Annotated in this window: 14 protein-coding genes and 1 tRNA gene; 2 read left to right on the top strand and 13 right to left on the bottom strand. The window is 32.4% G+C overall.

Features of this window, described 5'->3' with window-relative positions; translation table 11 throughout:
- Positions 1-51 precede the first annotated feature (51 nt).
- Both FPB0191_RS00550 and FPB0191_RS00545 read left to right on the top strand, forming a co-directional pair.
- On the top strand, positions 52-1,416 hold the full coding sequence (locus tag FPB0191_RS00550; RefSeq protein ID WP_039103260.1) for a histidine-type phosphatase: 1,365 nt from the start codon (positions 52-54) through the stop codon (positions 1,414-1,416).
- Between the two features lie 553 nt (positions 1,417-1,969).
- On the top strand, positions 1,970-2,653 hold the full coding sequence (locus tag FPB0191_RS00545) for a winged helix-turn-helix domain-containing protein (protein ID WP_039103258.1): 684 nt from the start codon (positions 1,970-1,972) through the stop codon (positions 2,651-2,653).
- Positions 2,654-3,079: 426 nt separating this feature from the next.
- Here the strand turns inward: FPB0191_RS00545 and FPB0191_RS00540 are convergent.
- The 13 genes from FPB0191_RS00540 to rplU form a co-directional block, all read right to left on the bottom strand.
- Positions 3,080-3,155 (bottom strand) — tRNA-Ala (locus FPB0191_RS00540).
- Positions 3,156-3,290: 135 nt separating this feature from the next.
- Positions 3,291-4,325, bottom strand: a complete 1,035-nt coding sequence (secF, locus tag FPB0191_RS00535) for a protein translocase subunit SecF (protein ID WP_039106376.1) — start codon at positions 4,323-4,325, stop codon at positions 3,291-3,293.
- 27 nt (positions 4,326-4,352) lie between these two features.
- Positions 4,353-6,206 carry a protein translocase subunit SecD gene (gene secD, locus FPB0191_RS00530; protein ID WP_082018195.1) on the bottom strand — a complete coding sequence of 618 codons (1,854 nt, stop codon included), beginning with the start codon at positions 6,204-6,206 and terminating at the stop codon, positions 4,353-4,355.
- Positions 6,207-6,253: 47 nt separating this feature from the next.
- The gene (yajC, locus tag FPB0191_RS00525; RefSeq protein WP_039103255.1) at positions 6,254-6,589 is read right to left on the bottom strand and encodes a preprotein translocase subunit YajC; all 336 of its coding nucleotides are present in this window, start codon (positions 6,587-6,589) and stop codon (positions 6,254-6,256) included.
- 143 nt (positions 6,590-6,732) lie between these two features.
- A complete protein-coding gene (locus tag FPB0191_RS00520; protein WP_052236659.1) occupies positions 6,733-8,424 on the bottom strand; it encodes an NADH-quinone oxidoreductase subunit N in 1,692 nt (563 codons plus the stop codon).
- Between the two features lie 5 nt (positions 8,425-8,429).
- Positions 8,430-10,037, bottom strand: coding sequence for a complex I subunit 4 family protein (locus FPB0191_RS00515; protein WP_052236658.1), 1,608 nt, complete (start codon positions 10,035-10,037; stop codon positions 8,430-8,432).
- Positions 10,038-10,066: 29 nt separating this feature from the next.
- The gene (locus FPB0191_RS00510) at positions 10,067-11,914 is read right to left on the bottom strand and encodes an NADH-quinone oxidoreductase subunit 5 family protein (protein ID WP_039103253.1); all 1,848 of its coding nucleotides are present in this window, start codon (positions 11,912-11,914) and stop codon (positions 10,067-10,069) included.
- On the bottom strand, positions 11,911-12,213 hold the full coding sequence (gene nuoK, locus FPB0191_RS00505; protein ID WP_039103252.1) for an NADH-quinone oxidoreductase subunit NuoK: 303 nt from the start codon (positions 12,211-12,213) through the stop codon (positions 11,911-11,913). The genes FPB0191_RS00510 and nuoK overlap by 4 nt, the downstream gene beginning before the upstream one ends.
- Positions 12,194-12,808 carry an NADH-quinone oxidoreductase subunit J family protein gene (locus tag FPB0191_RS00500; protein ID WP_039103250.1) on the bottom strand — a complete coding sequence of 205 codons (615 nt, stop codon included), beginning with the start codon at positions 12,806-12,808 and terminating at the stop codon, positions 12,194-12,196. The genes nuoK and FPB0191_RS00500 overlap by 20 nt, the downstream gene beginning before the upstream one ends.
- Before the next feature lie 437 nt (positions 12,809-13,245).
- Entirely contained in the window at positions 13,246-14,406 is a 1,161-nt protein-coding gene (cgtA, locus tag FPB0191_RS00495; protein WP_039103248.1) for an Obg family GTPase CgtA, read from the bottom strand.
- Entirely contained in the window at positions 14,403-15,371 is a 969-nt protein-coding gene (locus FPB0191_RS00490) for a DMT family transporter (protein ID WP_052236657.1), read from the bottom strand. Before FPB0191_RS00490 ends, cgtA begins: the two co-directional genes overlap by 4 nt.
- Before the next feature lie 129 nt (positions 15,372-15,500).
- Positions 15,501-15,761: a 50S ribosomal protein L27 gene (gene rpmA / locus FPB0191_RS00485; RefSeq protein ID WP_025314437.1), complete on the bottom strand. Its 261-nt coding sequence runs from the start codon at positions 15,759-15,761 to the stop codon at positions 15,501-15,503.
- A gap of 15 nt (positions 15,762-15,776) precedes the next feature.
- A complete protein-coding gene (gene rplU, locus FPB0191_RS00480) occupies positions 15,777-16,085 on the bottom strand; it encodes a 50S ribosomal protein L21 (protein WP_039103244.1) in 309 nt (102 codons plus the stop codon).
- Positions 16,086-16,285: the final 200 nt, after the last annotated feature.

Genomic DNA, 16,285 nt, shown 5'->3' with positions numbered 1-16,285 from the left:
GTTGAAATAATTATGATATATTACCTATGATAATTTATCATAGGATTTTATATGAAGTTATTAATCGCACCTATACTACTTACACCTATACTACTTATAAGTACATTACTTAATTATAATATTGCTTATGGCAACATTTCCGGATCAAAGTCAAGCTACCAATATGACCCGCAGCAAAAACTTACACCAACACCGCAAAATTATCATCCATTTTATATTTATTATATTGGCAGACATGGTTCACGATATATTAGCAAAGCTAAACCAGAAACTATTACATCTCAAATATTAGAAAAAGCTCATCAACAAAATCAATTAACACCCTTAGGAAAAAATTTACGAGAGCAGCTAAATAAAATTATAAAACTAAATCAAAACAAATATGGTCAGCTCACTGATTTAGGGAAAGACGATATTCAACATATTGCTCAACGTATGTTGAAACAATACCCTACTATTTTTCAACAAAAAGAAATTGCTATTATATCGACCACATCCCAACGGACAATTGATAGTGCTGAAGCATTTTTAAAACCTTTTCGGGCAATTTATCCTAATGCGAAAATCATACAGCAGCCAGAAAATGAACAGGTATTACTCCGTTTTTTTGACTATTCGCCTGCTTATAAAAAATATAAAACAAGCCAACCTATCAAAAATGCTATTCAAACTTTACAGGAAGCACCTTTAACAAAGAAAACCGTTCAACATGTTATTGAAAGACTATTTAATTCATCATTTATCAATCAATTAAATAATGAAACGAATCTTAAATCAGTTGATCAAGTTACTGCAACAGAATTTGTAATAGCTTTATTCAAAATATACCAAGAAACATTATCTTTTAGTAACGAAAAGCTAGAGCAAAATCAGATTAATTTAGGGGATTTGTTTACATTTACCGAAAAACGCTGGTTATCGACAGTTATTACCGCTAAAAATTATTTACAAATAGGTCCTGCTTTTGATGAAAATGGTATCCAGATCAGAATAGCAGCACCATTACTTAGAGATATAATTTTATCCTCCGATAACGATATTTATCACAATCAAATTGATGCTAATCTGCATTTTGCCCATGCTGAAACTATTTCACCATTAGCAACCTTAATGGAAATAAAAGGAACAAATAAAACAACCGACTTTATTGAAAATTATCATAAATACTGGCAGGCCGAACGAATAATTCCTATGGCTGCCAATATCCAACTTATTTTCTATCGTAACAGAGATAATTCCAAACCAATTCTCGTAAAATTATTATTAAATGAGAGGGAGATAAAATTACCGATTCAAACTAACCATTATCCCTACTATGATTGGTCTTTATTCAAGAAATTTTACTTAACTAAACTTGATAATTTAGGTTTAACCCCGAAAAAAAATGCAAAAGATTGGTTAATACATCTCAATTAAATCAAACAAACCATTATGCATATCAATATAATCATACCATGTATAATAATGACATCTGGTAAAAAGTTTTTTAATCCTTCTAGAGGTTAAAACCATGTAATAAATTTTAGGAGGAAATAATTTAACTAATTGTTATATTTAAATAACTTTGCAAAAATGTACATTTATTGCTTAATTTGTAATTAATATGTCATATTAAAGTAATTTGAAAAAGAATATGATGTCATAGCTACAAATGTATAATAATAAATATATAAACAAGGGTCACTTTGGATGGGATTGTCTCGTGATTTAATAATAAGTTATATCTTCTTGAGAATAAGATAGATTATAAATTTGAAAAATCACAGACGACATAACTCATTCTATTATTGTAAAGATAGCAAAGGATGGTATTTCGAAAATTAAATTTGAAATAACGTCTTAGCCATAATTTTCACACAAAATCATTGAGTAATTTGATTTGAATCATAAAAAATAAAACATAAACTAATCGTTTAGTTATGTACTGCGGCATCTAAAAATATAACAATAAAGAAGCTAACTAATATCTATGAATATTCTTATTATTAGTAATTCAGACAAAGTCGATAAGTTAATCAACCTGTTAATGCAAACAGGCTATACTAATGTTGATTCCGTTTATAATGGATTAGATGGTATAGATCGTGTTCTTACTAAAAATTACGATATTGTAGTTCTTGATATTTTTTTACCTAAAATTAGTGGTTGGGATGTTTTACAAACGATTAGTTCAACGCGACAACAAGTTCCTATTTTATTATTATCAGATAAAGATCAAGTCGAATGGCGAATTAGAGGTTTAGAATTAGGTGCTGATGATTATCTTGCTAAGCCATTTTCTTTCCAAGAATTTCTAGCGAGAATGAAGGCTTTAGTAAGACGTAGTCAACAACATAGAATAGAAGAAGAAGAATTATACATTATTGATGATTTGCAACTAAATTGGAAACGTCATTATGTAATGCGTGGAAATAAATCAATCCAACTTACCTCAAAAGAATTTTCCTTACTTGCCTTATTAATGCAACACGCTGGCAAACCCCTTTCAAGAACGTTCATTATTTCTCATGTCTGGGATATTAATTTTGATAATCAAACCAATGTAGTAGATGTAGCAATTAAAAGATTAAGGAACAAAATTGATCAAGGCTTTCAAACTAAGCTAATTCATTCTGTACGGGGTACAGGATATGTATTAGAGAAGCGAACCTGATAACTAGCTTTCATCAAAAATTAATTAGTTAGTTAACAATTTCTTTATGGACTTAACTTTTAAAACCCTATTTTTATAATTTTGCGGTGTGAAAAATTGGTTTGGTGTTCGGTCTCAAAAAATAATTTTAAAATTTTACCTTCCCTTCATATTCCAATATGAATTATTCAAAATAAAGTTAGCAGTGATGACTGCTTAGCTACTTATTTTTTTGTTGATTTCCCCTAAAATATAAAGGTTTTGTTATAAGTTATTTACGATGTTCACTAACATTCAGCTTAATAATAACTAATCATATATCTAAAAATATGGGTTGCAAGTGTATCTTAATGGAACTTATGGCGTATCTAAATAGAGTTTAAATCCTGTTAAGATTGGGGTCTATGTATTTAAATGGAGGTTAAAGAATTTTGTAGAATAGTGAATTGGTGGAGCCAAGGGGGATCGAACCCCTGACCTCAACGCTGCCAGCGTTGCGCTCTCCCAGCTGAGCTATGGCCCCTTCAATATGACTTACGCAATAATATGCAAGAGCGACCTTGATGTCAAGATAACAGATTAACAATTGTTACGTATTTTCTAATATACCTATTTATGCTGTTATAAAAGCAACATAAATAGGTCTTTTTATCAACGATTATCGTAGGATGGGTGCTTGATCGGCACCTTCTACTTCAACTTTCTGTTGAATAAAATGTTCACGTTTTATACCCATTTTTAATGACATATATGCAGCAACATATATTGATGAGATAGTACCAAGAATGATACCTACCCCAAGTGTTTCTGAAAAGCCGCGTAACATACTACCACCAAAAATATATAAGATTACAACTACTGCTAGCGTCGTTCCTGATGTCATTAAAGTTCGACTCAAAGTCTGAGTTAAGGAAATATTAATAACATCATAGGATGTTGCTCGACGAATTTTTCTAAAATTCTCTCTTATACGGTCAAAAACCACAATTGTATCATTGAGTGAATATCCTATAATCGATAACATTGCTGCTATAATAGTTAAATCTAATTCACGCTGAAATAATGATAAGTAACCTGCTGTAATAATAACATCATGAGCTAACGCAACGACAGCTCCTGTACCAAATCGCCATTCAAAACGAATAGCAATATATATCAAAATTGAAATTAAAGCCGCCAAGATAGCTAAAATACCGTCTTGTGCCAATTCAGAACCTACTGATGGTCCAACGTATGCTACACGTTTAATTTTCGCATCACTATCAATATACTTATGCATTAGATCAGCAATTTTTGCACCTAAAGCACTATTAAGTTCCTGCGTTTTTTGATCCTCAGTCATATTCGAGTTTTGCTGATTAGACTCATCATCTTTTAAAATTGGCAAACGAATAATGATATCTTGACTTGAACCATAATTTTGGACTACCGGTTCACCATACCCTGCTTGTTTCAAACTAGCTCGAATATCATCAATTTCAACCGCTTTACTCAACGTAATTTCAATTGTTGTACCGCCTGTAAAATCTTGACCTAAGTTAAATCCTTTTACAAATATAACAACAATTGAGCCAACGACTAATAACATAGAAATCGCGAAGGCTATAAAACCAAAACGAAGAAAATCAATAACACGGCGTCCGTGATTCAGCGATTCGACATCATATGATGCGTTTTCTGCCTTATTTTTCATTAATTTTAAATTAGCCACCTTTGACTCCTAAATTGATAGCTTATTAACACGGCGTCCACCGTAAATTAAATTAGCTAAGGCCCTCGTTCCTACAATTGAAGTAAACATTGATGTTAAAATACCGACACCTAACGTAATGGCAAAACCTTTTATTGAGCCTGTTCCTACAGCATACAAGATAATAGCCGTGATTAATGTCGTAATGTTAGCATCAAAAATACTACTCCATGCCCCTGCATAACCTTCATTAATCGCATGCTGTACACCCCGACCATTGCGTAATTCTTCTTTTATACGTTCATTAATCAATACATTAGCATCAACAGCCATCCCGACAGTAAGAACAATACCTGCTATACCAGGCATACTTAATGTCGCACCGGGTAATAAAGACATGACCCCAACAATCAAGATAAGGTTAGCGACTAATGCTAAACTCGCAAACACACCAAATAAACGGTAGACCAGCAACATAAATATAACTGAGATTAATAATCCCCATAAGCAAGATTCCAAGCCCTGCGTGATATTTTCTTGTCCCATTGATGGTCCAATTGTTAACTCTTCAACAATTTGTATTGGAGCAATCAATGCACCGGCTCTTAATAATAATGATAATTGTTTTGCTTCATCATAATTATCAATACCAGTCACTTGGAAACGATCGCTAAAGGCACTCCTAATTGTTGCTACATTAATAATCTGTTCTTGTTTCTCTAAAATTGGTTTACCTTCACTATCAACTTTTCCCGAATCTTTATATTCAACAAATAAAGTTGCCATTGGTTTTTCGATGTTTTTCTGAGTGAAAGCTAACATTTTTTTACCACCTTCACTATCCAAATTTATAGATACTTGAGGCTCACCTTTATAAATTTGATATGAAGAATCGATAATATGATCACCAGTTAGAACAACGTTTTTATACAATAATAATGGGCGCCCATCTGCAGTAAACTTCACTTCTGAGCCATAAGGAACTCTCGCTTTACCAGTAAGAATATCTTGCAAGTTGTAAGAATTAGAGGTGTTTACTTGCCTAAATTCTAAAGTTGCCGTTGCACCTATGATTTTCTTTGCTAGCGCAGTATCTTGAATACCAGGTAATTCGACCACTATACGATCAGAGCCCTGTCGTTGTACGATCGGTTCAGATACGCCTAATTGGTTTACACGATTACGTAAGATAGTTGTATTTTGAGCTACAGCTTCTGTTTTTGCTTTTTGTAAACGTGCTTCACTAATGCCAATAACTAATTCTTTATCACTTTGTGAAATAATCTGATAATCGGCTAACCCATTGATTCTAGCTATTGCGGCATTACGATCATTAACACTATTGAATGATACTATAATTTGTTGTTGATCATTTTTAGTTAACGACGAAAATTCAATATTACTATTACCAAAGTCATTACGTAAGGAGTCGGTGGCAACATCAAGTAATTTATCCAATGCCGTTGCCATATCAACTTCCATTAGAAAATGAACACCACCACGGAGATCTAAACCTAATTTCATCGGTTCAGCCCCAATAAAACTTAGCCATAAAGGCGTTGCTGGAGCCAAGTTTAAAGCAACAACATAGTTATTACCTAACTCATTTGCAATGATATCTTTTGCTTTTAGTTGAATATCATTAGTTGCCACTCTAACTAGAACGGTATTATTTTCAAAAATGATGGATTTAAAAGGGATTTTTTTCTCATTAAAGATCTTTTCAATTTTCTCAGAAGTTTTGACGGTGATTTTAGCATTTCTACTACCAGAAATCTGAATAGCAGGATCTTCACCGTAAATATTAGGAAGTGCATAAAGCAAACCGACGAGAATAACGCCGACTAGCATAATATACTTCCACAAAGGATAGCGATTTAACACGACGTTTTCTCTTGTGGTTTATCTAATTAACATTCTCATACAATGAATTATAGTGATTTCATTGTTCCTTTAGGTAAAACTGAAGTTACAAAATCACGTTTAATAACAACTTCAGTTGTATCATTAAGTTGTATTGATAAATAGCCATTTTCACTTACTTTGGCAACACGACCAATCAAACCGCCATTGGTTAATACTTCATCACCTTTAGATATTGATGACATTAATTCTCGGTGAGCTTTGGCTCTTTTTTGTTGTGGGCGAAAAATAATAAAATAGAAAAATAATAAAAATACTCCTAGCATAATGAAAGTGGTAAGATTGTTATCTAAAGCAAGAGTATCTCCAGTATTTGCATAAGCGTTACTGATAAAAAAGTTCATACTTTCCTCATAAGTAAATGGTTGAAATTAAAATTCGTGCTTAATAATACACGAAAATAAAATTATAACATATTTATTCAAAATTTAATGAGGTTTGGAGCGTTATACCGCTTAACCTTAGTATCAATACATAAATAACGCAATCATTGCGGCATTAAGTATTGGGCAATGCTCACTAAATTAAATAACCATTTTGGATATATACCACAAAGAATAATCAATAAAGCTGAACTAATGATAAAGATTTCATTGATACTAATTTGTCGGATTTTCGAGATCGTTAGTGTTTTAGGAACCTCATTTCTTAGGATATGATCGGGTTTAATATAAAGATTAATGGCTAATCTTAAATAAAAATACAAACTAAATGCACTAACAATTACCACTGTCCCAACAAACCACCATAATTCAGCTGTCACACTAAGTAAAATCAAAGAAAAACGCCCAATGAAACCAACTGTTAACGGTATACCGGCAAGAGATAATAACCCAATGCCCATAGCGAGTGCTATAATCGGACGACGCCAAAATAAGCCTGTTAGATCTACATCATTATCATGATCTAAATTAGCACTTGAGCTTGACTCCAAACTAATTACACCTAACACACAAACATTAGCTAACATATAGCCAATTAGATATATCCCTATTGTTTCTAATGCTAATACTTGATATTGAACAGCAATTAATGCCACTAATAAATAACTTAGATGAGCAATTGATGAGTAAGCTAATAAACGTTTTATATTATGTTGTTTAATTGAAAAAATATTACCCCAAATAATTGAGCAAAATGCCATAATAATCATCATAGCCCGAATGGTTTCATTATTTACAATCGGCGCTAATAAAAACAATCGCGCTATAGCACAAAAAATAGCAACTTTACCGATAGTCGTTAGTAATAAACAAACACAGGCCGGTGCACCTTGATAAACATCAGGTAACCATAACTGGAAAGGTACATAAGATAGTTTAAATCCAATACCTACAAGCATAAGGCAAACACCGAGTAATAATAAGATACTTGGTGCTGATAATGTCGATAATTTAAAACTTAACGCAATAAATGTTAATTCACCAGTAGCAGCATAATAAAACGCAATACCCATTAACAAAAAAATAGTTGAAATAGCCGATAGCACCATATACTTTATGGTTGCTTCTAAGGAATATTTTTGAGTGTATTGGTAACCAACTAATCCAACAATGGTTAATGATAGTAATTCAATGCCAATAAAAAATGAAACTAAATGGCTTGAATAAATTAATATGGTTGCCCCCAAAGCTGAAAAAAGGACTAATAAATAAAATGAGCCACGAGGTGTTCGTTCATCCTTAAACCATGTTAAGGCTAATGTTGAAATAATGATTGATAAAAATAGTATCAGGCTAGTATAAAGCGCACCATAGCCATCACTTGTAAACAAAGCAGTACTATGACTATGTGGTTTTACTAATTCCTCTTGAACACTAAGATCATCGTTTATAGTGGGCGATGCTAATGCGACAGTATTAATTTCTTGCAATTGTTGATCAGCAGATGCCGCTTCATTAATATCATCATTTATCTCCGTCGGATTATTGATGACTTTATCAATGTTTTGCGTCAAATTATTAGCAACAAGTATTTTATCATCGGACTGTGAGATAAACTTATAACCTATATAAGAAGATGATGCTAGCGATAAGACCAAACAAAAAATTGTAAACCATGCAGAAAGTTTAGTATTGATTCTACATAACGAAAGTAACAATAATAAAATAATTATAGCACTGCCCAATATCAGGATAGGTAATAAATAAATAAATTCATAACTTGTTATCACCACCATAATACTTATACATCCCCTTTAATCAGATTAATTTGCGCATTAACAAATATCTGTTGAATTTTACTTATCGTTGGAGAAAAGAGATCTAATAACCATTGAGGATATAACCCAATAGCAAACAGCATTACCAAAATTAAAATTAATAATGATAAATCTCTAAATGAGATGTTCTTTTTATCCATCACCTGTTTGTCGGTTGTACCATAAAAAATAGGTTGAATTCGAATAATTAACGATATTGAAAGTAAACTTAACCCAATTATTAATAATATACCTAAATAGGTTGACGATTCATAACTTCCCAAAAACATCATAAAATTAGCTACAAAATTTGCTGTACCAGGCACACCTAAAACGGCTAAAATAAAAAATAGCGTGAGCGTGGATAGGTATTTAACATGTTGTTTTAAAGCAATAAAATGGTTGATATTACGTGTTGAATAGCGTTCAACTAATAAACCACTAATTATAAATAAACCAACAATAACAAGACTAATTGCAACGATATCTATTATCATTCCTTGATATGCTTTTAATGATCCACTATACAATACCGAAGTCATTAAACTCATTAAACCAATATGGATATAAGCGATTAAACGTTTAATATCATTTTGATTGAAACATAATATTGCAGCATAAAATAAAGTGATAATGGCAAGTGCAAGCATTATCGGCGTAATCATCAATGAGGCATTAGGAAATAATGGAATAACTAAACGTAGCAGACCATAAATTGCGGTATTAACAATTAATCCACTAATCATGATCGAAGTGGTAGTTGAAGATTCGATATGGGCTTGAATAAACCAACTATGAAAAGGTAAAAGCGGAATTCTAACTAAAAAGGCAAATAAAAAACCTAGCATAATTAAAAATTCAACACGACTAGAAATAGGTGTATTCATTAATGTTGAACTATCGAAAGTCCAAGTATTCGTAAGTTTCCAATTGACTAATGCTAATGACACTATTGCAATTAGCATAATTAAACTACTCACCTGAGTATAAATTAAAAACTTGCTGGCACCATTAAATCTCAATTGTGCATTAGAATCTCGTCTACCCCACAGGGCAATTAAGAAATATACTGGAATTGACGTTGCTTCCCAGAGTAATAAAAATAAGAATAGATCAGCTACAACAAAGAGCATTATTACAGCTGACAACATCAATAATAGTGAAAAATAGAAAAATCCTGAACTACTCGGGCGCTCTTTAAAAGAATAAATGATAGCGATAATAGTAACAATTAAGCTAATCAAAATCATTAATAGCGCTAAACCATCTAGGACTAAATGGAATTGAATACCTAACAAGGGTATCCAGTCGAATTCAACAACTTTACACCAATTTTGTGATTGATCATCTTGCTTAAATACTTCCAAAATGAATGTACAAGTAATTACTAACGAACTGAAAGCAAAAATCAAAGCAACCCAACCTGCTGCAAATGAAGAAAATTTATCGCATAATTTATGCATTAAACCAATATGATTAACACTACCTTCATCGCAACGCCTTATTTGAGTAAAAGATCGTTGTAAATAAGCATCAAATAACCAGCTAACAAATCCACCTAATAAAGGTAAAAAAACGAGCCAAACTAACACACAAAATCCTTCTTAAAACGATGAATCTATCAAATTAAAATAAGTAGGAATAGCATGACAATACTTCCTGTCACAATCGACATGATATACCAGCGTAGTTGTCCACTTTCTAATGAAACTATTTGAAAATTGACTTTCTTTATTCCCCAGTTTACAAAATACATCCATTTCGATACAGGATCTTTTTTCATCAGAAGAGCAATATAATGATATGGTTTAACAAATAATCGATGTATTAATTTACTGAAATACCATTCATTACGCCATAATTTAATTAGCATTTTGCTAATTGGTGTATTAACAACTTCCTTAATTTCCGGGTTTGGATGATAAAATAATATATAAGCAATAATAAAACCTAGAATAGTTATCGCCACTAATAATAGCTGCAAAATAAATTGGTTTTCGGCATTAATATCTTTAATAGGGATAATACCTTGAATAGGTAATGGTAAATAAAGAAGCATATTAGTCGACATAAAAGCCAAAATAATTAACGGAAGATAAGATAGAAACCCAATCTTTGTCGAACGTTTAACCTTTTGTCTATGATGAAATACAATGAAAATAAGTCGTAAAATACTTATTGTAGACAATAAACTACCAATAAGAGCAATAATGCCTAATCCCATCTTATTCGCTTTTATCAGTTCCCAAATAATATCGCTTTTAGCATAAAACGATAACATAACCCAAGGTAATGATGAGATTGAAGCCGCAGACATTATGAAACAACTATATAAGATTGGATATTGTCGCCATAAACCACCAAATCGATTAACATTACGCTCCCCATTACCAATTTTTATAAGTATTGATGTTGAGAATAGTAATAGCAGACTCGTTATACAGTAGCTAATAATGAAATTAAGTGATAATACCCAATTTTGGGTTACAAAAGCTAAAAGGAGATAGCTAGCCTGACATAGATTAATATAAATAACTAAGCGTTTAATATCGTTTTGTACAAGAGATATACAGCTTGCAAAAATAATTGTAATACCCGCTATCACTCCCATAAAAATAAAAACATCACTCGACATCGTAAACAATAAACTTAGTCTTAATACAAGATAACTGCCTGATAATATAATTGTGAAAGATTGTAAAAGTGCTATTGCTGGCATAGGAGCCATGACAAATTGAGCAATACCTAAATGGAAAGGAAATAACCCTAATCTTCCGATAACGGCCACAAATAAAACCAATGTTATCCAAAAGATAATTTCTGAGTCAGAAGCTAAATCATTACTGGCAATATTAAGAATGTCAGCAATATTTAATGTATTTAATCCTGTATAAATCAGAAAAATACCAATGAGTAAAAAAGCATCAATTATATGTATTATTGCAAACCATTTTACGGCAGAATAACTAACCTTCTTAGTCCGATAATAAAAACCAATTAATAAATAACAACTGATACTAACACCTACCCATCCGACAAAAAGAACAAATAAATCACCGGCTAAAATTAATAAAAATAAACTAGCGATTAGCAGATTTCCATAGGCATAAAAAGTGTAAATATCTTTTAGAGATGTAAAATATCCAGCTGCAAAAAAATAAATAATTAAACTAAAGAAAGCTATCATCGTTAAAAAAACTAATGATAAACCATCTAAATAGAGTGAAACCGGTACAGTAATATTGTTGATGGTAAACCAGTTCCACAAATAACGTGTATAAATTAATGAAGTTTCAGGTACCGAATTAACATGATAATCAATATTAACAAACCCCATTAAAAGACATAATAATCCTATCGTACTAAGACCAATAACCGTAATATTTTCTCTTCGAATATGATGCCCGATACAAATTAATAATAAAAAAGAGAGCACGGGAATAACTATTGTTAAATAAAGTAAATTCATCCTTTCATTTCACTCAATAAGTCAATATTGACGGTTTTACGTCGATAAAACAGTTTAATCAATAAAGCTAAACCAACTATACTTTCGGCTAATGCTGCACTAATAGCTATAATTGATATGATTTGATCATTGGGTTGCTGCCAATAGGTATCTGCCGCAACTAATGCAATTACAGCACCATTGAACATAACCATTAGACTCAATAGTAAAAAAAAGAAATTCCTTCGAATCATTGCGCCCAATAATCCTATGGTAAATAAAGATGCAGCCAAAATAAAACTATGCATTAACGGAATCATGTTTATCCTTAAGATCAGATTTACTATTATCTTGTGATTTTGTACATTTAATCATATAAATACGATATACAAAATGATAAGCAATGACTAACGCCCCGATTAATAATAAAGCAGCTAGCTCAATGATTAAAATATAATCTTCCATAAGCAACCCCATAGTTGTTGCGATATCATCCGTGTGATTATCGAATAATGTCTCATAATCAGTGCTAGCTATGCCATAAATTAATGTTACAAATAAAATGAAAGCTAAAATTAAAGGACCTAACCATATTTTTGGATTGATACCATACTTGCCTTGTTCTACAACATCTTTACGCAACTTAAGTATAGATATAACTAAAAGGAAAATTAATGAGACTATACAGATAAAAACTATGAGGACTAAGAAAACCGACAGATAGGCATCCATTGCAATAAAAATAACAGATGTTGCTAATAATGAAATAACAAAATAAAGTAATGCCCCTACCGCATTTCGACTAGTAATGATTTTCATACTTGTCAAAATAACAATAATAGCTGCTATGTAAAAAACCCAGACCATTTTATTATCCATATCCACACCATTATCTAATCCAATAGTAACAAACAAAACAAACCTTAATGGAACGAAATTATTTTATTATATTCTTATTCCACTAATATTTTATTGATAAATAAGGATGGAAATATATAAATTAACTTTTGATATTATTGGTTTATTTTTATGCTTATTTTGTAAAAAGTCTAGTTAATTTGCATAAATAAACACATTTTACCGTCAACATTACGACAGTTAAGTTAAAAATTAATCAAAATTAATGTTAGATAATAATTGGAAGGAACATATACAAGTACATAAAAAAGCCAGCTTAATTAATGGTTAAGCTGGCAAACATTGGAAGCAATGTGAGCAATGTCATACTCCTTAGAAGCATTCGCCACTAATCAAGTACATTTTAATGATAATAATTATCATTTTCAAAAGCAAGTTTTATTTATCTTTTTACAATGACATTATAAAATTAATTATTAGCAATTGAACTATAACTATTTTTTATAAATTATCTTTACACCTTCTTCATCACTCTCATCCCAATCCTCAAAGTCTTCATCAAAGACTTCGTCCAGAACCTGTTGATGGTAATCATCCCACATAAATTCCACTTTCTCGTTTTTCACTTCTTGTTGTTCTTGTTCTCTAGGATGTTCATTAATATAGGTCATTAAGTCCCAACAAAGAGATTTAACTCCTTCGTGGTTAACTGCTGAAATTAAATAATAATTATCTTCCCAACCTAATTGTTCAGCAATCTGTTTTGCCTTTAGTTCAGCTTCTTCCTGACCTATTACGTCAATCTTATTAAACACTAACCAACGTGGTTTTTTCGCTAACTCTTCACTATATTGATGTAATTCCTGAATAATGACACGTGCATTTTCTGCCGGATCAGAACCATCAATTGGTGCTATATCAACCAAATGCACCAATACCCGACAACGTTCTAAATGTTTAAGAAAACGAATACCTAATCCTGCGCCGTCTGAAGCGCCCTCAATCAAACCAGGTATATCTGCTACCACGAAACTTTGCTCATTATCCATTCTAACCACCCCTAAACTCGGGACTAACGTGGTAAATGGGTAATCTGCTACTTTGGGTTTAGCTGCCGAAACACTGCGAATAAATGTTGATTTACCAGCATTTGGTAACCCTAGCATCCCTACATCAGCAAGTAATAATAATTCTAGTAAAACATCACGTTTTTCCCCAGGTGTACCATTAGTCTTTTGTCTTGGTGCCCGATTAACGGAGGATTTAAAACGTGCATTACCTAAGCCATGAAATCCGCCTTTAGCCACCATGATTTTTTGACCATGATGAGTTAAATCGCCAATAACTTCATTGGTATATTTATCAGTGATTCGTGTCCCAACCGGTACCCTGACGGTAATATCATCCCCGCGTTTACCTGTACAATCAGATCCTTGACCATTTTGTCCTCTACCTGCGCGGTAAGCCTTTTCAAAGCGAAAATCAATAAGAGTGTTTAAATTTTCATCAGCAATGAAGTAAACATCACCGCCATCACCGCCATCACCACCATCAGGTCCACCTTTTGGTATATATTTTTCTCGGCGGAAACCAACACAACCATTACCACCATCACCTGCTTCGACACGAATTGAAGCTTCATCAACAAATTTCATTCTTTTTCTCCTGTTTTCTGCTTAAACAGAAAACCTTTTCCTGGCAACCATATTTGATGTCCAATTGTTGCAAACATAGCGCCACATATTACTGCCAATGCCCCAATGTAACCCCAAACATTAAGATATTGTATCGCAAACTTAGTCGGCCACAACAAGGCAAATAAATCTGAAAAAACTAATGCAAATAAAGGTGCTAACGTTGTTACCGCACTCACTTGCGCTGCTTGCCATCGTTCCATTGCCGCAACTAATGCTCCATATGAAAAGATGGTATTTAATCCACAAAAAATTAACGCAAAAAGTTGCCCCGCATCGGCATTAAATATTTTTTCAGGAGAAGATATCGGTAATATAACGATAGCACATATCATATATACCAACCAAAGTAACTGCTCGGCTCTTAATTTACTTAATAATACCTTTTGTGCTAATGCATATATCGTCCAAGCGATAGAAGCAAGTACGACTAACCAAACACCCTTACCATATTCAGATAGGTTAGTGAATAGCATAATAAGGCTTTTATTGAAGAAAAGTGCTAACCCAATGAGTAGTATAGCTATACCAATTAACTGCGAAGGTCTTAAATGTTCTTTAAATACAATCGCACTTGAAATCATAAAAATCACAATACCTAATTGGGCAACCACTTGAGAAGTAGTTGGCGTCAAGTACTTTACACCCGAAGCAAACAGTACAAAATTAGTAATTAAAGCAAATCCTGTAATCATCAACATGATAAAACGGCGTCGTTTTTTAAAAACGCGAAAATTAGGAAATTGTTTTTTATAAGCTAGCCAACCAGTTATTACTATTGCAGAAATCACAAATCGATACCATACCACCGTATAAGGATCAATTGAAACCATAGCATATTTCATAGCAATAGGTACCGCACCCCATAAAATAGCGGTTAACATAGCAAGTAAAAAACCAACTTTAACGTTTTGTTGCTTCATCATAATTACGCGGGTAAATAATAATTATATAATAGTTTACATCATATTTCTGATATCAGATTGATTTAATACTAAAAATACAAAAAAGCCCCACAATAATGTGAGGCTTTCTTTTAATCAGATTCGCTTTAATTAGCTATTTGCAATTACGCTAACATAACGGCGATTTTTAGGACCTTTAACTTCGAACTTCACTTGTCCATCAATAAGTGCAAATAAAGTATGATCACGTCCACAACCAACATTTGTACCTGGGTGGAATTGGGTACCACGTTGACGAACTAAAATATTACCCGCTAAAACTTCCTGACTACCGTAACGCTTAACACCTAAACGTTTACTCTGGGAATCACGTCCGTTACGTGATGAACCACCAGCCTTCTTATGAGCCATTATTAATTACTCCTATTAAGCTATTGCAGTGATCTTAACATCAGTAAACCACTGACGATGACCTTGTTGTTTACGGTAATGCTTACGGCGACGGAATTTAACAATCTTAATCTTGTCACCACGACCGTGTTCAACAATTTCTGCTTTAATTGTTGCACCTTCAACAAACGGAGCACCAACTTTGATGTCTTCACCATTTGCTACCATTAAAACTTTGTCAAAAACGACTTCTGAACCGGTTTCGACTTCTAATTTTTCCAAGCGAATAACTTGCCCTTCGCTGACTCGGTGTTGTTTACCACCACTTTGGAAAACTGCGTACATATCTAACTCCGCAATAAAAAGCAGACAACATCATTTAAATTATTTACGGTCTGCATAGATTAATCTTATAGGGCGTGAATTTTACGCAAATTTTATTTTGTATGCAAGTAGTGTTTTCTAAAAGATCACAAAAAGTGACAAAAAAAGATCGGTAGTTTCATTTTTAACGTTATAATATTATTAAAAATAAATAACCAATA

It is taken from the genome of Frischella perrara, assembly GCF_000807275.1.
GTDB classification, from domain to species: domain Bacteria; phylum Pseudomonadota; class Gammaproteobacteria; order Enterobacterales; family Orbaceae; genus Frischella; species Frischella perrara.
The sequence above is the reverse complement of the archived record's forward strand: the minus strand, read 5'-3'. Positions and strand labels throughout refer to the sequence as shown.